Consider the following 16,146-nt stretch of genomic DNA (forward strand, 5'->3'; position numbering starts at 1 on the left):
TTTTTTGGACGGATTTTTGTTACCGTTTGCGCGACAAGCGCGCATTGCTACAAGAGGTTCTCGGCGGCATAATGTAGCCCCTTTTTTCTGCCCCTACATGTGGAAGGTTACCGTGACTCAGAAGCCCGACCAGTGTCTTGGTGAATGGATCGACCGTGAAGCACTCGCAGAAGCGATGATTCCGCTTATCGGTCAGCTCTACCGCAACAACAACGTGGTGAGCTCGATCTATGGCCGCAGCCTGATCAACCAGTCTGTCATCGCGATTCTCAAAGCTCACCGCTTTGCTCGCCACCGTTCTGCCGACGACAGCGAACTCTCCGTCCACGAAACATTCCCACTGCTCAAGGCCATGAGCGAGCTCAAGCTCGGCGCGGCCTCGGTAGATCTGGGCAAGCTGGCGTACAAATTCCGCAACGAAGGCAACGGCCGTACCGCCGAGCAGTTCGTTCGCGAAGAAATGGCTGACGTGGTTGGCCAGCAAAACGCTTCGGCACGCAAAGGCACCGACGTTGTGCTGTACGGCTTCGGTCGTATCGGCCGTCTGCTGGCGCGCATCCTGATCGAAAAAACCGGTGGCGGCGACGGTCTGCGTCTGCGTGCCATCGTGGTGCGCAAGGGCGCCGAAAACGACCTGACCAAACGCGCCAGCCTGCTGCGCCGCGATTCGGTACATGGTTCGTTCAACGGCACCATCACCATCGACGAAGAAAACAACACCATCACCGCCAACGGCAACCTGATCCAGGTTATCTACGCGAAGAACCCTACCGAAGTGGATTACACCCAGTACGGCATCAAAGATGCGCTGCTGGTGGACAACACCGGTGTATGGCGTGATGCCGACGGCCTGGGTCAGCACTTGCAGTGCCCGGGTATCGACCGCGTTGTTCTGACCGCGCCTGGCAAGGGCAAGCTGAAGAACATCGTTCACGGTATCAACCACAACGAAATCACTGCTGACGACAAGATCGTGTCCGCCGCTTCCTGCACCACCAACGCCATCGTGCCGGTGCTGAAAGCCGTGAATGACAAGTTCGGCATCATCAACGGTCACGTCGAAACCGTTCACTCGTACACCAACGACCAGAACCTGATCGACAACTTCCACAAGGGCGATCGCCGTGGCCGTAGCGCCGCGCTGAACATGGTGATCACCGAGACCGGTGCTGCCACCGCTGCTGCCAAGGCCCTGCCTGAGCTGGCCGGCAAGCTGACCGGTAACGCGATCCGCGTTCCGACGCCAAACGTGTCGATGGCCATTCTCAACCTGAACCTTGAGAAAGCCGCCTCCCGTGAAGAGATGAACGAGTACCTGCGCTACATGGCGCTGCACTCCGATCTGCACAAGCAAATCGACTTCGTCAACTCGCAGGAAGTGGTTTCGACCGACTTCGTGGGCTCGCGCCACGCCGGTGTGGTCGACGCAGAAGCGACCATCGTTCAGGACAACCGCGTTGTTCTGTACGTCTGGTACGACAACGAGTTCGGCTACAGCTGCCAGGTGATTCGCGTGATGGAAGACATGGCCGGTGTAAACCCGCCAGCGTTCCCGCGCTAAGCCTTAGCTGCAAATGAAAACGCCCCGACTTAGGTCGGGGCGTTTTTGTTTGTGCGCGATTTTGCCTTAGCGGGGGATAGCCGCTTGTGCCGTGCGCAGTTCGTGCTTGTTGCCACGGAACAGCACCAGCGTGGCGATCAGGCCCAACACGGCTGCGCCGCTGAGCCAGATCCCCGGTGCCGCCTTGTTGTCCAGTACATGGATCAGATAAGTGCAGGCCGCCGGCGTAAAGCCACCAAAGGTCGCGGTCGCCAGGCTGTAGGCCAACGAGAAACCGGTCGTACGAACTTCCACCGGCATGATTTCGGTGAGCGCCACCACCATCGCCCCGTTGTACGAGCCGTACAGGAACGACAGCCACAACTCGACGATCAGCAAATGGCTGAAGCTCGGGTTCGCCACCAGCCACGACAACGCCGGATAAGCGGTCAGGATCGCCAGAATCGTCGCCGCCAACAGTAGGGGTTTACGCCCGACCTTGTCCGACACCGCGCGCATCACCGGCAGCCAGAAGAAATTCGAAAGGCCAATGCACACGGTCACCAGCAACGCATCGAAGTCCGACAGGTGCAATTCCGCCTTGCCGAACGTCGGCGTGTAGGCGGTGATCAGGTAGAACGACACCGTCGTCATCACCACCAGCGCCATGCCGGCGATGACGATGCCAAAGTTCTGACCGATCGAACGGACAATTTCCTGCAGGGTAGGGCGATGTTTGCGCGCCTGGAACTCCGGGGTTTCCTCCAGCGAGCGGCGGATGACGAAAATCACCGGGACGATCATGCAGCCGATCAGGAACGGCACGCGCCAGCCCCATTCGCCCATCTGTTCCGGGCTCAGCCAGTGGTTGAGGCCGACACCGAGCAGGCCGGCGAATACCACAGCTGCCTGCTGGCTGGCGGACTGCCAGCTGACGAAGAAGCCCTTGCGGCCCGGCGTGGCGATTTCCGCCAGGTACACCGACACACCGCCCAGTTCCACGCCGGCCGAGAAGCCTTGCAGCAATCGGCCGAACAGCACGATCAGCGGCGCGGCGACCCCAAGGGTGGCGTAGCCCGGCACACAGGCAATCAGCACGGTACCGGCCGCCATCAGGGCCAGCGTGATGATCAGGCCCTGGCGCCGGCCGTGACGGTCGATGTAGGCGCCGAGAAAAATCGCCCCCAACGGGCGCATCAGGAAGCCTGCGCCGAACGTGGCCAGGGCGAGCATCAGGGAAGCGAAGGCGCTGTCGGTGGGAAAGAAGGTCTTGGCAATGGCCGTGGCGTAGAAGCCGTAGACCATGAAGTCGAACATCTCGAGAAAGTTGCCGCTGACAACGCGAAAAATCGCCTTGCCGTTGCCGGTCGTGGAGGACATGGGTAGGTACTCACTCTAAATCTTGTAAGAAAGCGTTGCGCTCGTAGCCCATAATGGCCGGCGCGGTTTTGCGGGGAGATGAAGAATTGTTAACTGGACGGTGGGTGATTCTCGTGCTGCTGACCGGGGTTTTGTCCGGCTGCGGCAGCGGCGATTCGCTCGAGACTTTCGGTGGCCCGACGATGGGCAGCACCTATTCGATCAAGTACGTGCGCCATGCCAATCTGCCTGCCCCGCAGGAGGTGCGTGCCGAAGTGGAAAAAATCCTCGCGGCCGTCGACCGGCAGGTGTCGACTTACCGCGCAGACTCCGACATCTCGCGCTTCAATGCATTGCCGGCTGATCGCTGTCAGGTCATGCCCGCGCCGGTCCTTGAATTGATCCGCGTGGGCGAGCAGCTGTCGCAACAAAGCGAAGGCTCCTACGACCTCACGGTAGAACCGCTGATGAACTTATGGGGTTTCGGCCCGCAGGGGCGTGAAGAAAAAGTCCCGGATGCGGCAGCGCTGGCCGAAGTGCGGCAGAAAGTCGGTCATCAGCACCTGCACATCGACGGCGATCGCTTGTGCAAGGATGCGGCGGTCGAGGTGGATTTCAACAGCATCGCCGCCGGATACGCGGTCGACACCATTGCCGCACGGCTCGAAGCACTTGGCATCCATGACTATCTCGCCGAAGCCACCGGCGAGCTCAAGGCATCCGGCAAGAAGCCCGATGGTTCGCCATGGCGTATCGCACTGGAAGAGCCTCGTGATGATGAGCAGGTGGCAGAGCGCGTCATCAATGTCGATGGCTATGGCCTGTCCACGTCCGGCGACTACCGCAACTATTTTCAGCAGGATGGCCGGCGCTATTCCCACACCTTGGATGCCCGGACCGGTGCGCCGGTCCTGCACGATCTGGCGTCGGTCACGGTGATTCATCCTTCAGCGCTGATGGCCGATGGACTATCGACGCTGTTGCTGATTCTCGGGCCTGAAAGGGCCTGGGACTATGCCGAAAAACACGACATTGGTGCATTCTTTGTGATTCGTGCCGATACAGGTTTCGTCACACGCACCAGTCACGCTTTCGAACGGCTCAGTGGCGCAAAAGTTGACTGAGAACAGTACGAAAGCTGGCGTTGTAGTGCAGGCAAAAGTAGCCTACGACGCGACCAAGGGTTAATGTGCGCGGCGTTGACGCTTCTATAGACTGTGTCCGGGTTTTCTACTGGCCCCCAATTGTTCCTTCGCGCCGTCGTTCGGCGTGATTTAGCCGCAGGTGCTGCTGGCACCGCGGCCTGTTCTGAGGAGTACGCATGGCTGTCTACAACTACGACGTGGTGGTGCTGGGTTCCGGCCCGGCGGGAGAAGGCGCGGCAATGAACGCCGCCAAAGCAGGGCGCAAGGTGGCGATGGTCGACAGCCGTCGTCAGGTCGGCGGCAACTGCACCCACCTGGGCACCATCCCGTCCAAGGCCCTGCGTCACTCGGTGCGGCAGATCATGCAGTTCAACACCAACCCGATGTTCCGTGCGATCGGCGAGCCGCGCTGGTTCTCCTTTCCGGACGTGTTGAAAAGCGCCGAGAAAGTCATTTCCAAACAAGTCGCTTCGCGTACCGGCTATTACGCCCGTAACCGCGTCGACGTGTTCTTCGGTACCGGCAGCTTCGCCGACGAGCAAACCATCGAAGTGGTCTGCGCCAACGGCGTGGTCGAGAAACTGGTGGCCAAGCACATCATCATCGCCACCGGTTCGCGTCCTTATCGCCCGGCGGACATCGATTTCCACCACCCGCGTATCTACGATAGCGACACCATCCTCAGCCTCGGCCACACCCCGCGCAAACTGATCGTTTACGGCGCCGGCGTGATCGGCTGTGAGTACGCTTCGATCTTCAGCGGTCTGGGCGTGCTGGTCGAGCTGGTGGACAACCGCGGTCAGTTGCTGAGCTTCCTCGACTCGGAAATCTCCCAGGCGTTGAGCTACCACTTCAGCAACAACAACATCACCGTGCGTCACAACGAAGAGTATGACCGCGTCGAAGGCGTGGACAACGGCGTGATCCTGCACCTGAAGTCCGGCAAGAAGATCAAGGCCGACGCCTTGCTCTGGTGCAACGGCCGTACCGGTAACACCGACCAGTTGGGTCTGGAAAACATCGGGGTCAAGGTCAACAGCCGTGGCCAGATCGAAGTCGATGAGAACTACCGCACCTGCGTGCAGAACATCTACGGCGCCGGTGACGTGATCGGCTGGCCGAGCCTGGCCAGTGCCGCCCACGACCAGGGCCGTTCGGCCGCTGGCAGCATCGTCGACAATGGCAGCTGGCGTTTCGTGAATGACGTGCCGACCGGCATCTATACCATTCCGGAGATCAGCTCGATCGGCAAGAACGAGCAGGAGCTGACCCAGGCCAAAGTGCCGTACGAAGTGGGCAAGGCGTTCTTCAAGAGCATGGCGCGTGCACAGATCGCCGGCGAGCCGCAAGGCATGCTGAAGATCCTGTTCCACCGTGAAACCCTGGAAGTGCTGGGCGTTCACTGCTTCGGTTATCAGGCGTCGGAGATCGTGCACATCGGTCAGGCGATCATGAACCAGCCGGGCGAACTGAACACTCTGAAGTACTTCGTCAACACGACGTTCAACTACCCGACCATGGCCGAAGCCTATCGGGTAGCGGCGTACGACGGCCTCAACCGGCTTTTTTGACGGGCTCCGGCCGGTGGCCTGAGCCGGCCGGGGAGACCGATTTCAGCAATTCCCGAGGGTGGCAGTGGCCAAACCGGGAAAGTCTGTAATCAGGCTGTCAACGCCGAAGTCGGCGAGTCTGCGCATCAGCGCAGGCTCGTTGACGGTCCACACCGACACATGCAGCCCCTGACGCTGCGCCTTTTGCAGGCGTTCCGGCGTACACAGCGTCCAGTTCAACGCCAGAATCTCGCAACCGTAGCTTTGCGCGACCTTCAACGGGTCGAGCCAGGCGTATTCGGCCACCAGGCCGCGTGACACGTCGGGCACCAGATCCAGCGCAGCCTTCAATACTTCCCGCGAACTCGAGGTGATCGTCACCTTGTCGAGCAGCCCGTGCCTGACCGCCATTTCACGGATGGCCAGCACGGTGGTCGCGGCGCGGGTGCGCGAAGCGCTTTTGACTTCAAGCTGCCAGTGCTCGAAATCGCACTTTTCGAACAGCTCTTCAAGCGTCGGAATCGGGCAGGGCTTGATCCAGCCCGGGCCGCCCTTGCGCGCGTCGTAGGTCACCAGATCGGCGGCGGTGTGCTCGACCACCTTGCCGCGCCGGTCGGTGGTGCGCTTGAGGGTCGGGTCGTGGATGACCATCAGCTCGCCGTCCTTGGACAGGTGCAGGTCCAGCTCGCAACGGCGCACGCCGTGCTTGAGACATTCCTGAAAACTGCTCAGGGTGTTTTCCGGTGCTTCGCCCTTGGCGCCGCGGTGGCCGTAGATAAGGGTCACGGTTCTTCCTTAATTTAAATGCCTGATTCGTTCTGTTCGCGGGCCAGACGTCGTTCCTGGGCCTGCTTCTGCAAGATATAGCGGGCGAGCAACTGGCGTTGGGCATCGGTCAGGTGTTCGAACTCGGTGCCGACGTCGTAGCCGTCGCCCTTGCGGTCGCAATGGGTGACGCGGGCGCGCAGCAACAGGCCAAGCGCCTGGGGCATCAGCACCAGTTTCACCGACAGGTGGGCGCCGGTGGCGATCGGCGTCGGGTGCTGAAAGTCGATGCCGCCCTCGGAGATGATCACCGGTTGCGGCTCGCCGATATGGCCGAGCACGGTCAGGGCGACCACCTGGCTGAGCAGGTCGATGCGTTTGTTCTGGGATTTCAGGAACGCCGCGATGGCGCGGTCGCGTTCACTGATCTGGCGCAGCAGGTGCTGCGACTCGAATTCGCTAAGGTGCAATTCGCTGAGCAGGTTGAACAGTGGAGAAGCATCCTGCAACACTTCCTGGCCTGCGGCTTCGGGAGCGGACAGGGGCCGAATTTCCAGTGCGATCGTGTCCTCGATACGGTAGTATTCGCGGCGATCTTCTTCATCTAATGTCGACATGGCGAACCCATGGTAGCGGCGGTGGTCTGAGTGTAAAGCTGGTTATCGACCCCCGCCACAAGGACGTTCCTTTTCCCTCCGAACAAGCCCCGACATGTTCAGACCTCTCTTCGTATTTATCGGCACGCGTTATACCCGTGCAAAGCGTCGCAATCATTTTGTGTCATTCATTTCCCTGACTTCGATGATCGGGCTCGCCCTTGGCGTGGTCGTGATGATCGTGGTGCTGTCGGTGATGAACGGCTTCGATCATGAGATGCGCACCCGCGTGCTGGGCATGGTGCCTCACGCGACCATCGAGTCCGGTGAAGCCATCAACGACTGGCCGAGCCTGGCCGCCAAGGTCAAGCAGAATCCGCAGGTGGCGGCCGTCGCGCCGTTCACCCAGATGCAGGGGTTGCTGACCAACAACGGCCAGGTGTCCAAGGTGTTGCTCAATGCCATTGATCCGGCGCTGGAGCGCAACGTCTCGATCATCGACAACTTCATGAAGCAGGGCAAACTCGACGATTTGACGCCGGGCAGCTTCGGTATCGTGATCGGCGACAAGGCCGCGACCAAGCTCGGCGTGGGTCTCGGTGACAAGATCACCTTCGTCGCGCCGGAGGTCAGCGTGACCCCGGCCGGGATGTTCCCGCGCATGAAACGCTTCACCGTGGTCGGCATCTTCCATGTCGGCGCCGGTGAACTTGACGGTTACCTGGGCGTCACCAACCTGCAGGATCTGGCGAAGATGCACCGCTGGAAGCCTGATCAGGTGCAGGGCCTGCGTCTGAAGTTCGACGATCTGTTCCAGGCACCGCGTGAGGCGTGGAACATCGCCCAGCGCCTAGGCGAAGACCGTTACTACGCCCGCGACTGGACCCGTACCCACGGCAACCTGTATCAGGCGATCCGCATGGAAAAAGCCATGATCGGCCTGCTGTTGCTGCTGATCGTCGCGGTTGCTGCGTTCAACATCATTTCCACGCTGGTGATGGTGGTGAACGACAAGAAGGGCGATATCGCCATTCTGCGCACACTGGGCGCCACACCGGGCACGATCATGCGCACGTTCATGGTGCAGGGCACGGTGATCGGCGTGGTCGGCACGGCCATCGGCGCCGTGGTCGGGATCTTCGCCGCGCTCAACGTCAGCGCCGCGATTTCGGCCCTCGAAGGCGTGATCGGACACAAATTCCTCAACGCCGACGTGTATTTCATCGATTACCTGCCGTCGCAGGTGCAGAGCCAGGACGTGGTCATGGTCTGCGCCGCTGCGTTGGTCCTGAGTTTCCTCGCCACCCTGTATCCAGCCTGGCGTGCCGCGCGCACCCAGCCGGCGGAGGCGCTACGTTATGAGTGAGTCGGGCATGAGTGAAAAAGCAATCTTGAGCTGCCGCAACCTGGGCAAATCCTACGAGGAAGGCCCGGAGTCGGTGGAAGTGCTGGCCAACCTGCAACTGGAACTGCATCCAGGCGAGCGGGTGGCGATCGTCGGCAAGTCCGGTTCGGGCAAAAGTACTTTGCTCAATCTGCTGGGCGGTCTCGACACGCCGACCAAGGGCGGAGTCTGGCTCGACGGTGAAGAACTGTCGGCGCTGAGCGAAAAGAAGCGTGGACTGCTGCGTAACCGTGCCCTCGGGTTCGTGTACCAGTTCCACCACTTGCTGCCGGAATTCACCGCGCTGGAAAACGTCTGCATGCCGCTGCTGATCGGCAAGACCGCGATCCCGGAAGCGCGTCAGCGTGCCACGGCGTTGCTGGAGCGAGTGGGGCTGGGCCATCGCCTGGAACACAAACCGGCAGAGCTGTCCGGTGGCGAGCGTCAGCGCGTGGCCATCGCCCGTGCGCTGGTCAACAATCCAGGGCTGGTGATGCTCGACGAGCCGACTGGCAACCTCGACTCCCATACCGCCGAAGGCATTCAGGATCTGATGCTGGAACTCAGCACTTCGATGCGCACGGCGTTTCTGGTGGTGACTCACGACATGAACCTGGCTCGCCAGATGGACCGCGTCCTGCAGCTGCAGGAAGGTTGCCTGACCCCCATCTGACGGCTTGAAACCCGGTGCCTGAAAAGGCATCGGGTCTTTTATTTTTATACGGTGCCCCAGCGAATGTTCAGACCGTTATCGATCTTTATCGGCACGCGCTATACCCGCGCCAAGCGCCGCAATCGCTTTGTTTCGTTCATTTCGATGACCTCGATGATCGGCCTCGCCCTCGGCGTGCTGGCGATGATCGTGGTGCTGTCGGTGATGAACGGCTTCCAGCGCGAAATGAGCTCGCGCATCCTCGGCATGGTGCCTCACGCGACCATCGTCGGCGTCAAGCCGATCGACGACTGGCAGCCAGTGGCTGCCGCCGCGATGAAGAATCCGGAAGTGACGGCCGCCGTGCCGTTCACCGAGATGGAAGGCATGCTGTCCTACAAGGGCATGATGCAGCCGATCCAGATCAGCGGCGTCGACCCGGCTCAGGAAGGCAAGGTGTCGATCGTTGCCCAGCACATTGTTCAGGGCCGTCTCGATGCCTTGAAACCGGGTGAGTTCGGCGTAGTGCTGGGTGAAATCACCGCCCGGCGTTTCCGTCTCAATGTCGGCGACAAGATCACCCTGATCGTGCCGGAAGTCAGCACCGCACCGGGCGGCATCACCCCGCGCATGCAGCGCCTGAACGTGGTCGGCGTGTTCAAGGTCGGTGCCGAACTCGACGGTTCCATGGGCCTGATCCACGTCTCCGACGCGGCGACCATGCAGCACTGGGAGCCGAATCAGGTGCAGAGCGTGCGTCTGGCGGTGAAGGATCTGTATGCCGCGCCGAAGGTTTCATCGGATATCGCCACCGGCCTCGGCGCCGATTTCAAGGCTGACGACTGGACTCACACCCAAGGCAGCCTGTTCAGCGCGATGAAGATGGAAAAAACCATGATCGGCCTGTTGCTGCTGATGATCGTCGCGGTGGCGGCGTTCAACATTATCGCGACCCTGATCATGGTGGTGAACGACAAGGGCGCGGACATCGCGATCCTGCGCACCATCGGCGCCACGCCACGACAGATCATGGCGATCTTCATGGTGCAGGGCACGGTGATCGGCATCGTCGGCACCATTATCGGCGGTGTGTTGGGGGTGATTGCCGCGCTGAATGTCAGTGAGATGGTGGGCTGGGTCGAGCGCGTGACCGGGCAGCACATCTTCAGTTCGGACGTGTACTTCGTCAGCAACCTGCCATCGGAATTGCAGGGCGGCGACGTGCTGTTGATCTGCTCGGCGGGCTTCATCCTCAGCTTCCTGGCCACCGTTTATCCGGCCTGGCGAGCGGCGAAGATCGAACCGGCGCACGCGTTGCGCTATTCGTAAGTTCCCCCATTGAGGCCGGCATTGCCGGCCTCAATCGTTTTTCGGCAACTCAATCACAAACCGCGTCCAGCCCTGAGCCGATTCGCAATGAATCTGCCCGCCATGGGCCCGGATGATCGACTGAGTAATCGCCAGCCCCAATCCCGCATGCTCGCTGCTACCTTCCTGGCGCGCCGGATCCGCCCGGTAGAACCGGTCAAACAAGCGCGGCAGCAACTCGGCGGAAATCCCCTCGCCACTGTTCTCCACCGTCACGCTCAAGGATTTCGCCTGCTCGGCCACCCGCACGCGTACTTCGCCGTTAGCAGGGGTAAAGCGCAACGCGTTATCCAGCAGGTTCGACAGCGCCCGGCGCAACATCGCGCGATCACCCGCAAACCGCCCCGCACCGTCACGGCTGAGGCTGACCTGAGCGTCTTCGGCCAGCGGCGCAAAAAACTCCAGCAACGCATCGGCTTCTTCCGCCAGCTCCAGCGGTTCACGCTTGGGCACCAGCAAACCGTGGTCAGCCTTGGCCAGATAAAGCATGTCGTTCACCAGCTGCGCCATCCATTGCAGCTCTTCAAGGTTGCTGTGCAGTGCCTCGCGATAGTCTTCGAGGGGGCGAGGGCGGGTGAGAGTGACTTGAGTGTGGGTCAGCAGGTTCGACAGCGGTGTGCGCAGCTCATGGGCGATGTCGGCGGAAAACGCCGAGAGCCGCTGAAAAGAGTCATCGAGGCGTCCGAGCATGGCGTTGAAGCTGTGGGCCAATTCCCCGAGTTCTGCGGGCATCCGCGCTTCCGGCAGTCGGGCATTCAGCGATTGCGCCGAAATCCCACGGGCCACCGCACTCATGCGACGTAACGGGCGAAGACCGCTGCGGGCCGCCCAGGCACCGAGCAGTGCAGTGGCCAGCGCCGACAGGCCGACGGTCAGCCAGATCAGATGCTGCATGCGTTGCAGGAAGTGCTGGTGGTGGGTGATGTCCAGCAGCAAGGTCAATTGCGGGGAATCGGGTTTTTCCGGTTCAAGTGCGGCGTTGAGCAGGCGATAGTCGGTGCCGTTGTCGTTGATGGTGGCCAGACCGGGTTGCTGCGGCAGGTTTGCCGGGGCGTGCAATGAGCGGCCGAACCAGCGTTGCCCCTCAGGGCTGCTGATGCGCAGCGAGACATCGCCCTGCTGGCTCAATTCATCGGTGATGTGCGCGGCGTCGCTACCACTCAGCAGTGTCTGACGTACGCTGAGCAGTTTTCCTTCGAGCAGTTGCTGGTCGAGCTCGATGAAGTGACCCTCGCTGGCCCGATTGAAAACCACCCCGGCCACGAGCGAAACCACCGCGGTACAGCCGGCGAACAGCAGCGCCAGCCGACCGCTCAAGGACAGTCGGCGCATCAGTCGGCACGCTCTTCAAGGACGTAACCCATGCCGCGTACGGTGTGAATCAGCTTGTGGGGGAAGTCGTCATCAATCTTCAGACGCAGTCGACGAATCGCCACTTCGATCACATTGGTGTCGCTGTCGAAGTTCATGTCCCAGACCTGCGAGGCGATCAGCGACTTGGGCAGCACTTCGCCCTGGCGGCGCAGAAGCATTTCCAGCAGAGCGAACTCTTTGGCTGTAAGGTCGATGCGTTGGCCGCTGCGTTCGACCCGGCGGCGAATCAGGTCCAGGCTCAGGTCGGCCAGGCGCAGGCTGGTTTCCTGGGGCGTGGAACTGCCGCGGCGCAACAGGCTGCGCACCCGCGCCAGCAATTCGGAGAAGGCGAACGGTTTGACCAGATAGTCGTCGGCGCCCAGTTCGAGGCCGTGAACCCGGTCTTCAACGGTGTCCTTGGCGGTCAGAAACAGGATCGGTGTTTCCAGACCGGCGTTGCGCACCGCTTGCAGAATCTGCCAGCCATTGCGGCCGGGCAGCATTACGTCGAGGATCAGCAGCGCATAGTCGCCGCTCAGGGCCAATTGCTGGCCGGTGGTGCCGTCGGCCACCAGTTCGGTGTTGAAACCGGCCTCGGTCAGGCCCTGGCGCAGGTACTGGCCGGTTTTGGGTTGGTCTTCGACGATCAGCAGTTTCATGGGCGGCTCGGGTTGCGGGAACGAGGACGTTATACCGTGGGCAAACGCGGTGAGCGCCAACCTGACAAAGTTGTAATCTCCCTGTCAGGTCGCTGCCAGCGCAGGCGGGCTAGAGTTTCCCACAGGCTGAACCTTGATTTGTTGGAGTACGACTATGTTTTTGCGTAACCGTCTGGCCCTTGCCGCGTGTCTGCTGGCGCTCAGTTCGCCGCTGTGGGCATCGCCGGCGCACACCTATGACTTCGGCCAGCCGGCCCCGGCGGCCAAGGCCACCCGCAGCATCGAAGTGGTGATGGGCGACATGAGCTTCGATCCGAAGGCGATCGAGATCAAGGCCGGTGAGACCGTTCGTTTTGTGCTGGTGAACAAAGGCCAGTTGCTGCACGAATTCAACCTCGGCGACGCGGCGATGCATGCCAAACACCAGCAGGAAATGTTGCAGATGCAGCAAAGCGGCATGCTGACGCCGATCGGCATGAAGGAAATGTCCCACGACATGGCGGGCATGGATCACGGCTCGATGGGCCATGGCATGAAGCACGACGACCCCAACAGCGTGCTGGTCGAACCGGGCAAGACCGCCGAGCTGACCTGGACCTTCAGCAAAGCGGTGAACCTGGAATTTGCCTGCAACATTCCCGGGCATTACCAGGCCGGAATGGTCGGCAAACTGACTGTCAGTCAGTAAGCACTCAAAGGCGGGAGCAAAGGCTGGTAGAATCCGCTGATTCTTCAGTCAGGTTTCCGCCATGCATCCCGCAGCCGAACATTCGCCGCTGGGCAAATCCAGCGAATACATCGCCACGTACACGCCGTCCCTGCTGTTCCCGATTCCGCGCACCGCGAAATGGGCCGAGCTGGGCCTGACCGCCGAAACCCTGCCGTATAAAGGCGTGGATTTCTGGAACTGCTTCGAGCTGTCGTGGCTGCTGCCGTCGGGCAAACCGGTGGTGGCGATCGGTGAATTCAGCATTCCGGCGGACTCGCCGAACATCATCGAATCCAAGTCGTTCAAGCTGTATCTGAACTCTCTGAACCAGACGCCGTTCGCCGACATCGCGAGCCTCGAAGCGACGCTGGTCAAAGATCTGTCCGCTGCTGCCGGCAAGCCGGTGGGCGTGCGGGTTCGCAGCCTGAAAGACGTCGAAGCTGAAGGCGTCGTGGCGTTGCCGGGCGTGTGCATCGACGATCTGGATATCAGCGTCAGCAACTACGAGCATCCGCGTCCCGAACTGCTGCGCTGCGACGATTCGCGGGTGGTGGAGGAGAGCGTGCACAGCCATCTGCTCAAATCCAACTGCCCGGTGACCAGCCAGCCGGACTGGGGCAGCGTGGTGGTGGAATACCGTGGCGCCGCGCTGGATCACGCCAGCCTGCTGGAATACATCGTCAGCTTCCGCCAGCACTCGGACTTCCACGAGCAATGCGTGGAGCGGATCTTCCTCGACCTGCAGCGCCTGCTGAAACCGGAAAAGCTCACGGTGTTCGCGCGTTATGTGCGCCGGGGCGGGCTGGACATCAACCCGTACCGCAGCACTGAAAGCGTGCAACTGCCGAACCACCGTCTGGTTCGTCAGTAACCCGCCTCGCGGACATGAAAAAGCCCTGCCAGTGATGGCAGGGCTTTTTTGCATTCGCGGGTTTCAGATACCCATGCTGACCAGGGAATTCATGATGTTGCGCAATGTACCGGCGATGGTAGGGTGATCAACTTCAAAGCGCTCAACGGCCAGGTTCACGCCATCGGCAATGTTGGAGTCTTTGGTTTTGGTTTCCAGTTCAAGTTCCAGTTCGATCTGTTGCATCAGTGCGTGCAGTTCTGCGCGCTCGGCGTCCGACAGCGGCGGATTCTGTTCCAGTTGCTCGCGCAGGGTGTTGAGCTGTTCTTGCAGTTCGCGGGCGGGCATGGCGTTTTCCTTTTATCGAGAGGCACTGGCATAGACCGCAGCCGTGCGCCAAAGGTCTATGGCTCTCCTTAAGACTAATCCACTCTTGGCCAACCTGCATGATCCCGGTCAGGGCTTTTCGCCTTTGAGACGACGCAGGCTGATGTCCGCCAGACAAGTGTCGAGTTCGCCCAGATGATCGATCACCGAGTGCACGCCGAGGCCGAACAGTTGCACCGTCGCTTTGCCGCGCAGTTGTTCGCGTTTCTTCTGGCTCAGAGCCTGCCATTCGCTCGGCGCCAGCCCGCACAGTGAACCGCACGACGCCAGGCCAATGGTCCACAGCCCGGCATTGAGGCCCGATTGCAGCAGGCGCGGTTCGCCGCTGACCAGCACGCAACCATCGAGACGATCGACATTCAAACCCATCAACGCTTGCCAGCAGGCATTGGGCGCGGGCCATGGATTGATTGTTGCCGAATGTTGCGACGGTTTGATCCAGTCGGGCAGCGCCGATGAGAGGACTTGAGTGCAGGCCGTGGACAGCTCATCGAGCCAGGCGCAGGGGATTTGCTGGCGCTGCAGGCTGCGCAGGCTGTCGAGGGCGCCGGGTGTGACGTCGGCGTGTTCCGGGCCGACGCTGGCGTGATGACGGGCGCGGGCGCCGAAGTCCACCAGACAGCCGCTGAGTCCGAACAGCACGGCGGTCAGCGTCGGTGCCGCGAGGGGCAAGGCTTCGGCTTGAGGCATGGAAAACGTCCCTGAAATAGCGATCAGGCTAGGCAACATCGGTGACAGTTGCATGACAGGCCAGTGACGAAGCGTCCTACAGAGGGATTCACCGGGGAACTGCCTAAAGCGGCGTTTCCGTCTTATACTGACGCACTTATCGTCGCGGCCCAGGTGCTGCGTCCGTACTATCCAAGGAGTTTTCTATGCGCTGGAGCCATCCTCTTGCTCAGCTTTGTGTATGTGCCAGCGTGATGCTGGTGCCGTTCGCCGCTCAGGCCGCAACGGAAGAAGACCCTTGGGAAAGCGTCAACCGTCCGATCTTCGAGTTCAACGATTTCGTCGACACCTATGCGCTGAAGCCTCTGGCGCAGGGCTACGAATTTGTTACTCCGCAATTCCTGGAAGACGGCATCCACAACATGTTCCGCAACGTCGGTGATGTCACCAACCTGGCGAACAACATTCTTCAGGCCAAACCGGCCGCCGCTGGCGTCGACACCGCGCGCCTGATCTTCAACACCACTTTCGGCCTGCTCGGTTTCTTCGACGTCGGCACCAAAATGGGCCTGAACCGCAGCGACGAAGACTTCGGCCAGACCCTCGGCTACTGGGGCGTTGGCAGCGGTCCTTACGTGATGCTGCCGCTGATGGGCCCGAGCACCCTGCGCGACGCGCCGTCCAAGTACGTCGACAGCTTCACCGGCCCGTACCGCTACATCAACGATGTGCCGGTGCGTAACTCGATTTTCGGCCTGAACATCGTCGACACCCGCGCCAGCCTGCTGTCGAGCGAGAAGCTGATCAGCGGCGACAAGTACACCTTCATCCGCAACGCCTACCTGCAGAACCGCGAGTTCAAGGTCAAGGACGGGCAGGTCGAAGACGATTTCTGATCTCGATTGATCAGTACAAAAGGGCGACCGCGAGGTCGCCTTTTTTGTGGGCGCGACCAATGATTGGGTTACCGAAGAACCCGTTCTTATAACTGCGAGTGATTTGACAAACAAAGTCTCCAAGCGACCATCGGCGCATGCTTGAAACGCTCGAAGGATGGGAGTACCGTCTGCGCCTTAGAAGGGCACCTCTGGTGCAACCGTGTGCGGGGCAAACGCTCCGAAGCGGTGCAGCAGAGAGGCTAGAAAGCGAATCCAGTAGTC

Annotated in this window: 16 protein-coding genes; 9 read left to right on the plus strand and 7 right to left on the minus strand. The window is 60.9% G+C overall.

The genetic code is table 11. The features are described from left to right. The first annotated feature begins 97 nt into the window (after positions 1-97). Positions 98-1,561 (plus strand): glyceraldehyde-3-phosphate dehydrogenase, encoded by a 1,464-nt coding sequence (locus CAF90_RS19965; protein WP_007953026.1) that lies wholly within the window; start codon positions 98-100, stop codon positions 1,559-1,561. A 66-nt stretch (positions 1,562-1,627) separates the two neighbouring features. Here the strand turns inward: CAF90_RS19965 and CAF90_RS19970 are convergent, their stop codons facing one another. Then, entirely contained in the window at positions 1,628-2,920 is a 1,293-nt protein-coding gene (locus tag CAF90_RS19970) for an MFS transporter (RefSeq protein ID WP_085608214.1), read from the minus strand. A gap of 53 nt (positions 2,921-2,973) precedes the next feature. Between CAF90_RS19970 and CAF90_RS19975 the strand changes: the two genes are divergently transcribed. After that, complete coding sequence (locus CAF90_RS19975) at positions 2,974-4,023, plus strand: FAD:protein FMN transferase (RefSeq protein ID WP_170929413.1); 1,050 nt, start codon at positions 2,974-2,976, stop codon at positions 4,021-4,023. Between the two features lie 197 nt (positions 4,024-4,220). After that, positions 4,221-5,615 carry a Si-specific NAD(P)(+) transhydrogenase gene (gene sthA, locus CAF90_RS19980; protein ID WP_007953019.1) on the plus strand — a complete coding sequence of 465 codons (1,395 nt, stop codon included), beginning with the start codon at positions 4,221-4,223 and terminating at the stop codon, positions 5,613-5,615. Between the two features lie 42 nt (positions 5,616-5,657). Here the strand turns inward: sthA and CAF90_RS19985 are convergent, their stop codons facing one another. Together CAF90_RS19985 and CAF90_RS19990 are read right to left on the minus strand one after the other, a co-directional pair. Further along, a complete protein-coding gene (locus CAF90_RS19985) occupies positions 5,658-6,380 on the minus strand; it encodes a glycerophosphodiester phosphodiesterase (protein WP_007953017.1) in 723 nt (240 codons plus the stop codon). A 14-nt stretch (positions 6,381-6,394) separates the two neighbouring features. Further along, positions 6,395-6,976 carry a PilZ domain-containing protein gene (locus tag CAF90_RS19990; protein ID WP_039772787.1) on the minus strand — a complete coding sequence of 194 codons (582 nt, stop codon included), beginning with the start codon at positions 6,974-6,976 and terminating at the stop codon, positions 6,395-6,397. 94 nt (positions 6,977-7,070) lie between these two features. Between CAF90_RS19990 and CAF90_RS19995 the strand changes: the two genes are divergently transcribed. The 3 genes from CAF90_RS19995 (at position 7,071) to CAF90_RS20005 (ending at position 10,320) form a co-directional block, all read left to right on the plus strand. After that, positions 7,071-8,321 carry a lipoprotein-releasing ABC transporter permease subunit gene (locus tag CAF90_RS19995; protein ID WP_039772786.1) on the plus strand — a complete coding sequence of 417 codons (1,251 nt, stop codon included), beginning with the start codon at positions 7,071-7,073 and terminating at the stop codon, positions 8,319-8,321. A gap of 7 nt (positions 8,322-8,328) precedes the next feature. Further along, positions 8,329-9,012: a lipoprotein-releasing ABC transporter ATP-binding protein LolD gene (lolD, locus tag CAF90_RS20000; RefSeq protein ID WP_162831788.1), complete on the plus strand. Its 684-nt coding sequence runs from the start codon at positions 8,329-8,331 to the stop codon at positions 9,010-9,012. Between the two features lie 63 nt (positions 9,013-9,075). Then, a complete protein-coding gene (locus tag CAF90_RS20005; protein ID WP_064381083.1) occupies positions 9,076-10,320 on the plus strand; it encodes a lipoprotein-releasing ABC transporter permease subunit in 1,245 nt (414 codons plus the stop codon). A gap of 30 nt (positions 10,321-10,350) precedes the next feature. On the opposite strand, the gene CAF90_RS20010 is transcribed toward CAF90_RS20005, so the two are convergent. Both CAF90_RS20010 and CAF90_RS20015 read right to left on the minus strand, forming a co-directional pair. Continuing rightward, positions 10,351-11,691 carry a heavy metal sensor histidine kinase gene (locus CAF90_RS20010; RefSeq protein WP_085608215.1) on the minus strand — a complete coding sequence of 447 codons (1,341 nt, stop codon included), beginning with the start codon at positions 11,689-11,691 and terminating at the stop codon, positions 10,351-10,353. Further along, entirely contained in the window at positions 11,691-12,371 is a 681-nt protein-coding gene (locus CAF90_RS20015) for a heavy metal response regulator transcription factor (protein ID WP_085608216.1), read from the minus strand. Before CAF90_RS20015 ends, CAF90_RS20010 begins: the two co-directional genes overlap by 1 nt. 154 nt (positions 12,372-12,525) lie before the next feature. On the opposite strand from CAF90_RS20015, the gene CAF90_RS20020 reads away from it, so the two are divergent. Both CAF90_RS20020 and queF read left to right on the plus strand, forming a co-directional pair. Beyond that, positions 12,526-13,059 (plus strand): plastocyanin/azurin family copper-binding protein, encoded by a 534-nt coding sequence (locus CAF90_RS20020; RefSeq protein WP_085608217.1) that lies wholly within the window; start codon positions 12,526-12,528, stop codon positions 13,057-13,059. A gap of 61 nt (positions 13,060-13,120) precedes the next feature. Beyond that, positions 13,121-13,951 carry an NADPH-dependent 7-cyano-7-deazaguanine reductase QueF gene (queF, locus tag CAF90_RS20025; RefSeq protein ID WP_085608218.1) on the plus strand — a complete coding sequence of 277 codons (831 nt, stop codon included), beginning with the start codon at positions 13,121-13,123 and terminating at the stop codon, positions 13,949-13,951. Positions 13,952-14,014: 63 nt separating this feature from the next. On the opposite strand, the gene CAF90_RS20030 is transcribed toward queF, so the two are convergent. Together CAF90_RS20030 and CAF90_RS20035 are read right to left on the minus strand one after the other, a co-directional pair. Continuing rightward, positions 14,015-14,278 carry a DUF4404 family protein gene (locus CAF90_RS20030; protein WP_085608219.1) on the minus strand — a complete coding sequence of 88 codons (264 nt, stop codon included), beginning with the start codon at positions 14,276-14,278 and terminating at the stop codon, positions 14,015-14,017. A 108-nt stretch (positions 14,279-14,386) separates the two neighbouring features. Beyond that, positions 14,387-15,007, minus strand: a complete 621-nt coding sequence (locus tag CAF90_RS20035) for a phosphatase (RefSeq protein ID WP_085608220.1) — start codon at positions 15,005-15,007, stop codon at positions 14,387-14,389. 185 nt (positions 15,008-15,192) lie between these two features. On the opposite strand from CAF90_RS20035, the gene CAF90_RS20040 reads away from it, so the two are divergent. Further along, positions 15,193-15,882: a VacJ family lipoprotein gene (locus CAF90_RS20040; protein WP_085608221.1), complete on the plus strand. Its 690-nt coding sequence runs from the start codon at positions 15,193-15,195 to the stop codon at positions 15,880-15,882. The last annotated feature ends 264 nt before the right edge of the window (positions 15,883-16,146 follow it).

This window comes from Pseudomonas sp. B37(2017), assembly GCF_002112885.1.
Lineage (GTDB): Bacteria > Pseudomonadota > Gammaproteobacteria > Pseudomonadales > Pseudomonadaceae > Aquipseudomonas > Aquipseudomonas paraglycinae.

Bases quoted from the DNA above. Each gene is read 5' to 3' on its own strand.
- CAF90_RS19965 (WP_007953026.1), top strand. From the start codon at position 98: ATGTGGAAGGTTACCGTGACTCAGAAGCCCGACCAGTGTCTTGGTGAA.
- CAF90_RS19970 (WP_085608214.1), bottom strand. From the start codon at position 2,920: ATGTCCTCCACGACCGGCAACGGCAAGGCGATTTTTCGCGTTGTCAGC.
- CAF90_RS19975 (WP_170929413.1), top strand. From the start codon at position 2,974: ATGGCCGGCGCGGTTTTGCGGGGAGATGAAGAATTGTTAACTGGACGG.
- sthA (WP_007953019.1), top strand. From the start codon at position 4,221: ATGGCTGTCTACAACTACGACGTGGTGGTGCTGGGTTCCGGCCCGGCG.
- CAF90_RS19990 (WP_039772787.1), bottom strand. From the start codon at position 6,976: ATGTCGACATTAGATGAAGAAGATCGCCGCGAATACTACCGTATCGAG.
- CAF90_RS19995 (WP_039772786.1), top strand. From the start codon at position 7,071: ATGTTCAGACCTCTCTTCGTATTTATCGGCACGCGTTATACCCGTGCA.
- lolD (WP_162831788.1), top strand. From the start codon at position 8,329: ATGAGTGAAAAAGCAATCTTGAGCTGCCGCAACCTGGGCAAATCCTAC.
- CAF90_RS20005 (WP_064381083.1), top strand. From the start codon at position 9,076: ATGTTCAGACCGTTATCGATCTTTATCGGCACGCGCTATACCCGCGCC.
- CAF90_RS20010 (WP_085608215.1), bottom strand. From the start codon at position 11,691: ATGCGCCGACTGTCCTTGAGCGGTCGGCTGGCGCTGCTGTTCGCCGGC.
- CAF90_RS20015 (WP_085608216.1), bottom strand. From the start codon at position 12,371: ATGAAACTGCTGATCGTCGAAGACCAACCCAAAACCGGCCAGTACCTG.
- CAF90_RS20020 (WP_085608217.1), top strand. From the start codon at position 12,526: ATGTTTTTGCGTAACCGTCTGGCCCTTGCCGCGTGTCTGCTGGCGCTC.
- queF (WP_085608218.1), top strand. From the start codon at position 13,121: ATGCATCCCGCAGCCGAACATTCGCCGCTGGGCAAATCCAGCGAATAC.
- CAF90_RS20030 (WP_085608219.1), bottom strand. From the start codon at position 14,278: ATGCCCGCCCGCGAACTGCAAGAACAGCTCAACACCCTGCGCGAGCAA.
- CAF90_RS20035 (WP_085608220.1), bottom strand. From the start codon at position 15,007: ATGCCTCAAGCCGAAGCCTTGCCCCTCGCGGCACCGACGCTGACCGCC.
- CAF90_RS20040 (WP_085608221.1), top strand. From the start codon at position 15,193: ATGCGCTGGAGCCATCCTCTTGCTCAGCTTTGTGTATGTGCCAGCGTG.